9 protein-coding genes and 1 pseudogene are annotated in these 8,189 nt (G+C 39.2%); 4 read left to right on the top strand and 6 right to left on the bottom strand.

The window, feature by feature from the left end:
• Positions 1-698 (top strand): ABC transporter permease (locus tag KHB02_RS16715; RefSeq protein ID WP_241113910.1); only part of this gene is annotated, 698 nt, incomplete at its 5' end.
• A 273-nt stretch (positions 699-971) separates the two neighbouring features.
• Here the strand turns inward: KHB02_RS16715 and KHB02_RS16720 are convergent.
• From KHB02_RS16720 to yycF, 3 genes are all read right to left on the bottom strand, one after another.
• Positions 972-1,751 (bottom strand): nitroreductase family protein, encoded by a 780-nt coding sequence (locus KHB02_RS16720; RefSeq protein WP_213146109.1) that lies wholly within the window; start codon positions 1,749-1,751, stop codon positions 972-974.
• Positions 1,752-2,009: 258 nt separating this feature from the next.
• Complete coding sequence (locus KHB02_RS16725; RefSeq protein WP_213146108.1) at positions 2,010-2,243, bottom strand: hypothetical protein; 234 nt, start codon at positions 2,241-2,243, stop codon at positions 2,010-2,012.
• A gap of 210 nt (positions 2,244-2,453) precedes the next feature.
• Positions 2,454-3,158: a response regulator YycF gene (gene yycF, locus KHB02_RS16730; RefSeq protein ID WP_213146107.1), complete on the bottom strand. Its 705-nt coding sequence runs from the start codon at positions 3,156-3,158 to the stop codon at positions 2,454-2,456.
• 383 nt (positions 3,159-3,541) lie between these two features.
• On the opposite strand from yycF, the gene KHB02_RS16735 reads away from it, so the two are divergent.
• Together KHB02_RS16735 and KHB02_RS16740 are read left to right on the top strand one after the other, a co-directional pair.
• Positions 3,542-4,774, top strand: a complete 1,233-nt coding sequence (locus KHB02_RS16735; protein ID WP_213146106.1) for an NAD(P)/FAD-dependent oxidoreductase — start codon at positions 3,542-3,544, stop codon at positions 4,772-4,774.
• Between the two features lie 124 nt (positions 4,775-4,898).
• On the top strand, positions 4,899-5,903 hold the full coding sequence (locus tag KHB02_RS16740) for a DUF3231 family protein (RefSeq protein ID WP_213146105.1): 1,005 nt from the start codon (positions 4,899-4,901) through the stop codon (positions 5,901-5,903).
• A gap of 229 nt (positions 5,904-6,132) precedes the next feature.
• Here the strand turns inward: KHB02_RS16740 and KHB02_RS30120 are convergent.
• Together KHB02_RS30120 and KHB02_RS16750 are read right to left on the bottom strand one after the other, a co-directional pair.
• A pseudogene (locus KHB02_RS30120) lies at positions 6,133-6,266 on the bottom strand (YdeI/OmpD-associated family protein); the annotation flags it as partial.
• A gap of 34 nt (positions 6,267-6,300) precedes the next feature.
• Positions 6,301-6,867: a hypothetical protein gene (locus KHB02_RS16750; protein WP_213146104.1), complete on the bottom strand. Its 567-nt coding sequence runs from the start codon at positions 6,865-6,867 to the stop codon at positions 6,301-6,303.
• A 117-nt stretch (positions 6,868-6,984) separates the two neighbouring features.
• On the opposite strand from KHB02_RS16750, the gene KHB02_RS16755 reads away from it, so the two are divergent.
• On the top strand, positions 6,985-7,572 hold the full coding sequence (locus KHB02_RS16755; protein ID WP_213146103.1) for a TetR/AcrR family transcriptional regulator: 588 nt from the start codon (positions 6,985-6,987) through the stop codon (positions 7,570-7,572).
• A gap of 99 nt (positions 7,573-7,671) precedes the next feature.
• Here the strand turns inward: KHB02_RS16755 and KHB02_RS16760 are convergent.
• A partial coding sequence (locus tag KHB02_RS16760; protein ID WP_241113911.1) for an ABC transporter permease occupies positions 7,672-8,189 on the bottom strand: 518 nt, incomplete at its 5' end.

An 8,189-nucleotide genomic window follows, 5' to 3' on the forward strand; every position in this document is an offset into this window, starting at 1 on the left:
AGCAGGCAAACTTGCAAGCAGTGGGTGCAACTCCAACCTTCAAGCAGCAATTTGAAACCATTTCTTCAGGTAGTGTGGAATTAAAATATACTGATTTTCTCTTGACTGGGATGATTGCCTTATCGATAGCCCAGGGCGGCTTATTCGGAATGGTTGACTTAGTGGATATGCGCAGAAAAGGGTTAATCAAAAGGCTGCGGATGACCCCGGCTAAAATGGGGATCTTTGGGCTTAGCGATATGGTGATGCGCCTGTTATTCAGCACCATTCAAATCATCCTCTTATCTTTAATTGGCGTTTTCGTATTCGGTGCTAATCTATTTATTAATTTCCCTAGTTTACTCATGGTCTTCTTAATGGGGGCCCTCTCCTTCAACGGAATTGGCTATTTGATTTCTTCTTTTAGTAATACAAATGAGGCCTATATGGGTGTAGCAAACATTGTCAGCTTCCTGATGATGTTTGTCAGCGGTATTTTCTTTCCAGTTGAAACCATGCCCGAATGGCTGCAGCCTGTATCCAACATTCTCCCGCTCACCTATTTTGCAGACGGTCTAAGAGATAGTATGGTCTATAATACTTCTATTCTTTCATCCCCACTCTGGTATGGATTTGGGATTATGCTCCTTTGGGGTGGAATTGCCTTTATCATTGGTTCCTTGTTGTATAAACGGAAATCAATTGTGTCTGTTAGGTAATGCGATAAAACAAGGGAGAACGCCAGTCACCACCCGTATATTGTTTAGAAGATATCGGCAATATACGGGCAGTGACTGGCACTTTTTTCATGGAAAAATAACATGTCCGGTCGCATATAGCCCTTCTATGAACCCCAACACTTGAAAAAATCGGCAGTCCGGTCGCATATAGCCTTTCTATGCTCCCCAACTCTTGATAAAATCAGCGGTCCGGTCGCATAGGAGCTAAAACAACAATGTTTTCGAAAACATCATAAATAAAACCCCTACTCCCTACTCATTTTCCATAAAATTCTGCCTCTCCAAGTAGTTCAGCACTGTCTGTGAAAACTCGAGATGGGATTCTTTCGTATACTTGGCAATGGTATAGATTTGGGCGAGGTTTTTCAATCCTAATTGTTCGGTCATTTCCTTAAGCCTCGGATTGGCCATATACCGGTTCCAACCCTTTTCGTTTCTATCTTTGTAGATTTCGAGAATGTCTTCATCTGAATAATCGTTGTACTGTTCATAATGAACAAGTCCATGCCTGGGCAATCGGTCGCGCGGGGCAGGGTTTTCTGCGGGATACCCTAATGAATAACCCACAACCGGTACGACATTCGGCGGCAAGTTGAGCAGCTCGCCAATTTGATCGCAATTTGCTAGCGTTGAGCCCATATAGCAAATGCCCAGACCGGCATTCTCTGCTGCTAAAGCACAGTTTTGTGCAGCCAATGTGGCATCAATGGCACCAATCATAAAACTCATAAAGTTATCGAAATGCACAGGTGCATCATTGAGGGCAAGCCATTTTCGCATTCTATTAAAATCGGCACAAAATGTTAATAGAATAGGTGCATCTACTACCATCGATTGCTCCATATGAGCAGAGTATAATTTTCCCCTAAGCTCTTTGTCTTTGGTAACGATAATTGAATAAGTTTGCATATTTCCGCTAGAAGAGGCCCGAATCCCCGCATCTAGGATTTGATCCAACAGTTCTTGACTTACTTCCCTATCTTCATATTCTCGTATTGACCTGTGCCCGATAATAACATCGTTTAATTCCAAAGCCATCACTCCTTAAAAATAGTATAGCATGGGCAAAGACATGAGGACGGTTCGAAACATGCTAGACAAAAAAGTTAAGCCAAGCCATACTCATTCAGATCAGCTAAAAAGAAGTCCAATTAAATAATCCTTAGATAAAGCTGATCCCTCCATAAAAGACACATGCTCAGGGCACAAAAAAACCCTCTATTTTAGAGGGAATTCCATTCCGCTCAGGTAGCAGCGGTTTCTTTGTTTGGGATTCGTAATATTCTTTATCTATGATATCATTACGATACTTTTTTTAGAGACCTTTCCAAATGCCTTGAGAAGATTATGTAAACATTGAATTCGTAGAGTATCTTCAAACAAAAAAGAATTTAAGATTTCCTTTTCCAGCAAGGCAAAAACCTTTTTGGCAACATCTTCTTTATCAGAGCCGTATTTATTAGATAGATAATTAACTATTTCTCCTTCATAATATTCGACTGTCCCAAATAAAACAGATGCCACTAACCTCACCTCCTAGTCACCTTCGTTGTCTTTTGATCATATAACTCTACTATCCAAGCATCAACAAAATCCGACATTTTTTAACAAAAGTGTTAGGATTGTTTAATATCCTACGAGATTTTAATACTACTGAAACACAGTCGACATTAAAATTATTCTTTTAATATGTATTTTTAAGAGATCCATTAGAAGATTAGTTATCAACGGATATTACTCCTGTTCAGGATTCCGAAAATAATATCCAACTCCGCGGCGTGTAACAATCATAGCTGGATGGCTCGGTGTATCCTCAATTTTTTCTCTTAATCTTCGGATCGTTACATCCACAGTTCTAACTTCCCCGTAATAATCGTAACCCCATACGGTTTGCAGCAGATGTTCCCTTGTCATGACTTGACCGATATGCTGCACTAAATAGTTAAGCAATTCAAACTCACGGTACGTCAATTCAATCGTATCCCCGCGCTTTGAAACAACATAAGCATCTGGATGAATAACCAGGGAACCAATGACAATATCATTTGGATCATTTTCAAATTCCGTTTGGGCAATACTTGTATTTTGACGGCGCAGATTCGCTTTGACACGGGCGATTAATTCCCGTGTGCTAAATGGTTTTGTTACAAAGTCGTCAGCCCCAAGTTCAAGCCCGAGCACTTTATCAATTTCAGAGTCTTTTGCGGTCAGCATAATGATGGGCATTTGATATTTTTTTCTGACCTCCCGGCAAACTTCCATTCCATCCAGGACCGGCAGCATAATATCGAGAAGGATTAAATCCGGCTGAACCTCCTTCACCAATTGGAGGGCTTCATTTCCATCATAGGCGGAATAGACATTGTAGCCTTCTTTTTTTAAATTAAACTGCAAAATATCCGCAATTGGCTTTTCATCATCAACGACAAGAATATTCACTTTTGTACCAATGCTCCTTTCATTAATATTTAGGATACAAATAGAGCCAGCACCTTAATAAAAAGATAGCTAGCTCTATTGTCTGCATGGAGGGTACATGATGTATTTATTACTTTATCATAGTTGTTTTACAGTTTAGTTAAAGAAATAGAACAATTTGGTAAAGCTTCTGTCTCTAACACTTTGCTTGCTTGACGCTCCGTTTCAAAGAGGTTCCTCCGTATGTTAGTCCCGATGTCATCCTGTCCCATTTACTTCCTTACCGTTAACAAGTCTGTACCTAACTTAAAATGAGGCACAAGAACCGTCCCCATGCTTCACGTATGTATAATATGAGGCTGGTTATATTAACATTATCTATTTTTAATAACTGGGGGATATATATGAACTTACAATCTGGAACTTATTATTGGCCCACTACTTTTCCTGATGCTCCCTCGTACCCAGCGTTGGAAGAAGACCTATCTTGTGATGTATTAATCATTGGCGGTGGAAGCTCGGGGGCACAGTGTGCCTATTATCTTGCTGATGCAAATGCAAATTTAGAGGTGGCTGTCATTGAAAAATCAACCATCGGCAGCGGCAGTACTAGTACGAATACCGCCCTCCTTCAATACTCCGGCGAAAAAATGTTTACAGATCTGATCAACACCTTTGGAGCAGATTACATAAAAAGGCATTTACAATTACTAAAGGAAGCTATTAATGAAATGGAAGAGGCTTCAAAGAAAGTCACAATTGATTGTGAATTCAACAGAAGAGATACCCTATACTCTGCTAGCTGTCCAGAGGACGTTGAAAAACTAAGAAAAGAATACGAATTTTTAAAGCAGCATAACTGTGACCTTACCTTTTTAACAAAGGAAGAGATTGAAACAAACTATCCATTTAGCAGGGATGCCGCTATTTACTCATACAATGATGCAGAAATTAATCCTTTCCGATTCAACCATGCACTATTGGAGTACGCCGCAAGAAAAGGGATCCGTATATATGAAAATACGGAAATGAACGGTCACCACTATGATGAAGAACGAGGAAGGATGATTGTTTCGACAAAGAATGGGCGTTCGATTCAAGCACGCTATATTATTTTTGCAGCGGGTTATGAAGGATTGGAAATCAAAAAAGAGAAAAAAGCCTCCTTTGTCAGTACCTATACGGTCACAACCAATCCAGTCGACAATCTCTCCGAATGGTATAACAGGACACTCATTTGGGAAACTGCTCGTCCCTATTTATACATGCGGACCACTAGAGATAACCGGATTATCATCGGAGGACTTGATGATAATACTCCATACCCTGAAGACCGCGATAGTAAACTGATTCACAAAAAGGATAAACTGATTGAAGAGTTTAATAAAATGTTTCCCACTATTAAGGTCCAGCCAGAATATTATTTAGCTGCATTTTATGGAGGCATAGCGGATGGCATTCCGATAATTGGCCAATATGAAGAATATCCTAATAGTTATTTTCTATTTGCCTTTGGTGATAATGGGACGGTCTACAGCCAATTGCTGTCGAAGATTATTGTAAAGGAGATTGTTGAGGGTAATTCTCCAGATTTGGCTCTTTACTTGCAGGACCGCCCTTTGCTAAACAAGGGATGAAAAAAGTGACTTTCAGGATTAGTCCTTTTTCATTCGATGTATTAGGAGGTTATCAATTTATGTTTTCCGCTTTTTAGGAAATATTATTCCATTGTGTATTAATGTAAAATAGGAGGTTGTTCTAATGGATGATAAAACAAATATTCCTTTAACCGCCGCGGAAATGTCTGGTTTATGGACTCAATACATGGGTGATACAATCGTTGTTTGTATGAACAGCTATTTCTTAGAAAAAGTAGAGGATGAAGAAATACGTCCTATTATTGAATGGACACTTGATACAGCAAAAGAGAATGTTTCCATCATGCAGGAACTGTTTCAAAAGGAGAATTTTCCGATACCCATTGGATTTACAGAACAAGATGTCAATACCAAAGCTCCCAGACTTTTTACAGATACTTTTTTCTTAAAGCATTTAAGTCAACTGGCTGTATTTGCCATGACAGCCAGCTGTGCAGCACTAACAGTTGCGACACGTCCAGATGTTATTTCTTTTCATAAGCGTATATTAAATAAAGGGGTTGAATTGCAGGATCGGACACGAGATTTAATGCTAAAACAAGGGATTTATATAAAACCTCCTTCTATACCTATTCCTAAAAAGATCGATTTTATAGAAAAACAAAATTATTTAACTGGTTTTTTTGGAAAAAAGAGATCGATTAATTCACAAGAAATCACACACTTATACTTAAACACTCTAATAAATGTGATCGGTAAAGAATTAGTAACTGGCTTTGCCCAGACCGCACATAACGAAGAGGTAAAACAGTATTTCTTAAGAGGAAAAGAGCTTGCCCAGAAATATATAGATACATTTAGCAATTTTTTAACCAAGGAGGATCTGCCAGCCCCTATAAGTTCAGGTTCAGCAGTTTTAAATACAACCGCAAGTGTTTTTTCAGATAAACTAATGATGTTTCATGTTACAGCCATGGTTGCAGCAGGAATCGGCTATTATGGAACGGCATTAGCCGCAAGTCCAAGAAGAGATTTAGGTCTTAAATATATTTCTTTAATTCCAGAAGTCGCACTGTATGTGGAAGATGGCGCCAATATTATGATTAAACAAGGCTGGATGGAGGAACCTCCACAAGCAGTCGACCGTGATAAATTAATACAACAATAATATTCTACAATATGGGGTGCTCTTTTCTTGGGTTAGAATCAGGATTAGATGAAACACAGAGACGGTTCTTCTGCTTCAGAAGCAGAAGAACCGTCCCCGTGTCTCTCTTATATAGTAGCAGCGGCTAAAAATCCCTCAGCTGTAGCATCGATAAATCTTCATGGTTTGTTTACATCACCGATTAGTTGAACAGTTGGTAATCTTCGATTAAGCCTGCTTATCTACCGCCTCAGAATAGGATTTCTTCCATTTTTTCTTGGAGTTTTTCACGTGTTTGATGCTTAGCAGAAAATATATGGCGGGCCCAATCTTTTTGATAGCCTGGCGTTAACTCATGTATAGTCTGAACCCATTGGGATAAATTCAGGGTCAATCCCCCTTCGCTTTACGCTTTTCATTATTGATGGACTGACCCCGTTTTTTCCTTTACTTTTTTCCTTTTTGGCCAAACAAAGTTTGATATTGCAATGAGTAAATCAATCCCCAGCACCAATGACCATAATCTTAGAACACCGAAAAGGGCTTCTGTTCTACTGGGGTCGTTAATAAGAAAAATGACTCCTGCTAACAGAGCAGCTCCAATCAGATAAGCCACTAAATGCTTACCCCATCCTTTTAAATAATGCCAGGCGTACACTAAGCCATAACGCTTTAAGGGCTTTTCCCCTTCTTTTAAGAGATAATAACGAAACCTTTGATCAGCCCATTCAATCATCCCTTTTCCAAAGGCAAGTGAAACTCCTATATAGACAGCGGCAATGGCATGTGCGATTGTTGCTGTCGCCCCCCGAAATATATCAACACTAGCGGTAATCAATAAAACCAAGTCAATGACAGGGGTCAATGCTAAGAAAAAAATCCCCAGCTTCTTTTTCTTTAGAATATATCGAGAAACTAGCCCTAATAAGATGACAATCCAAAATCCTATTTCACAGGCTATAATCATCCAAGCAATTAAATTCAAAAGGACACCTCTTTCCAATACAGTTGTATTATTTAATACCCATATTATCATCCGATTTTAAATAATACAACTGTATTATTAAATTGCAAACGCCCATTTTTATTGATAAAATAAGGTATGCCAAAAATCGTTGACCATGATCATCAAAAAAAGTTAATTGCAGAAGCAACGTGGCGAGTGATTCAATTTGAAGGAATGGAAGGAGCGACGGTAAGAAAAATTGCCAAGGAAGCCGGGCTGTCTTTAGGGGCGTTGCGGCACTATTTTTCAACACAAAATGAATTGCTCGTTTATGCCATGAATCTCGTTAAAGATAGGGTAATTGCTCGTATTAGTAAAATTGCTGCAAGTGATTTACAGCCAAAAGAGAAGGTATTAAATATCATTTTGGAGATTATACCCATTAACGAAGAAACCATGGCTGAAATGGAAGTATGGTTTACCTTTATTTTTTATAGCAGGAAAAAGGGAGATGTATTTGGTACAGACTCCGATGGGATTTTCCTGGCAATTGATAATATATTCACTTTTTTAGAAAAGCATCAATTACTGCGGAAAAATCTACATATCGATATTGAAAAGGAAAAACTATATGCCATTATTGATGGATTAGCCATCCATGCCATGTTAGAACCTTCCCGAGTGAATTATGAACTGGTCTCGAGTGTCATTTCACATCATTTAAATTTAATTTGTATCGAATAAGAAAAAAAGTTCCATTTTCATGGAGCTTTTTTTAGACAAGATTTTACGAGAGAAAGCCCAATCAATTTTTTGAGATCCCTCTCATTTTATTGTTCCGTCCTATACAAAATTCTCTGTTGTCTTATTGCGGCTGAATTTATAGACCGCAATTAAGAAAAACGCCGCCGCAAAGGCAAAGAGAATCAGCAGGTTCAAAGATAACTCACTGAACGCATGCCCTTCCTGCAGCTTCGTTAACGTATCAAGCGTCCAGCGCTGCGGCAGGAAGTTCGCTATTTTCTGCAAGGTTGCTGGCATGACTTCCACCGGCCAGAAGCACCCGGAAAGCATCACGGTTGGGGTGATAATTAAATTCTGCAGGGCGTTTGCTGCACTGCGGCTTTTTGAAAAGGAAATCAACACAAGTGATAGCCCAACTGCAATCAGTGAGAACAGCAGCATAACGACCGCCGCTTCCCAATAAGACATGTTGAGACCAATATGAAAGACGCTTTTCATGATGGTAAGCGTAACGGCAACCTGAATCGTCATCACCAGCATGTTGACCAACACATTCGCTAATAAATATTTTCTTGCGTTAATCGGAGTCGATAACAGTCGAAAATAGGTGCGTTTTT

Source organism: Neobacillus citreus (genome assembly GCF_018343545.2).
In the GTDB taxonomy this organism is placed as follows: Bacteria; Bacillota; Bacilli; order Bacillales; family Cytobacillaceae; genus Neobacillus; species Neobacillus citreus.

Excerpts from the sequence above, each read along its gene's own strand:
- KHB02_RS16740 (WP_213146105.1), top strand. The coding sequence starts at position 4,899 with ATGGATGATAAAACAAATATTCCTTTAACCGCCGCGGAAATGTCTGGT.
- KHB02_RS16735 (WP_213146106.1), top strand. The coding sequence starts at position 3,542 with ATGAACTTACAATCTGGAACTTATTATTGGCCCACTACTTTTCCTGAT.
- KHB02_RS16755 (WP_213146103.1), top strand. The coding sequence starts at position 6,985 with ATGCCAAAAATCGTTGACCATGATCATCAAAAAAAGTTAATTGCAGAA.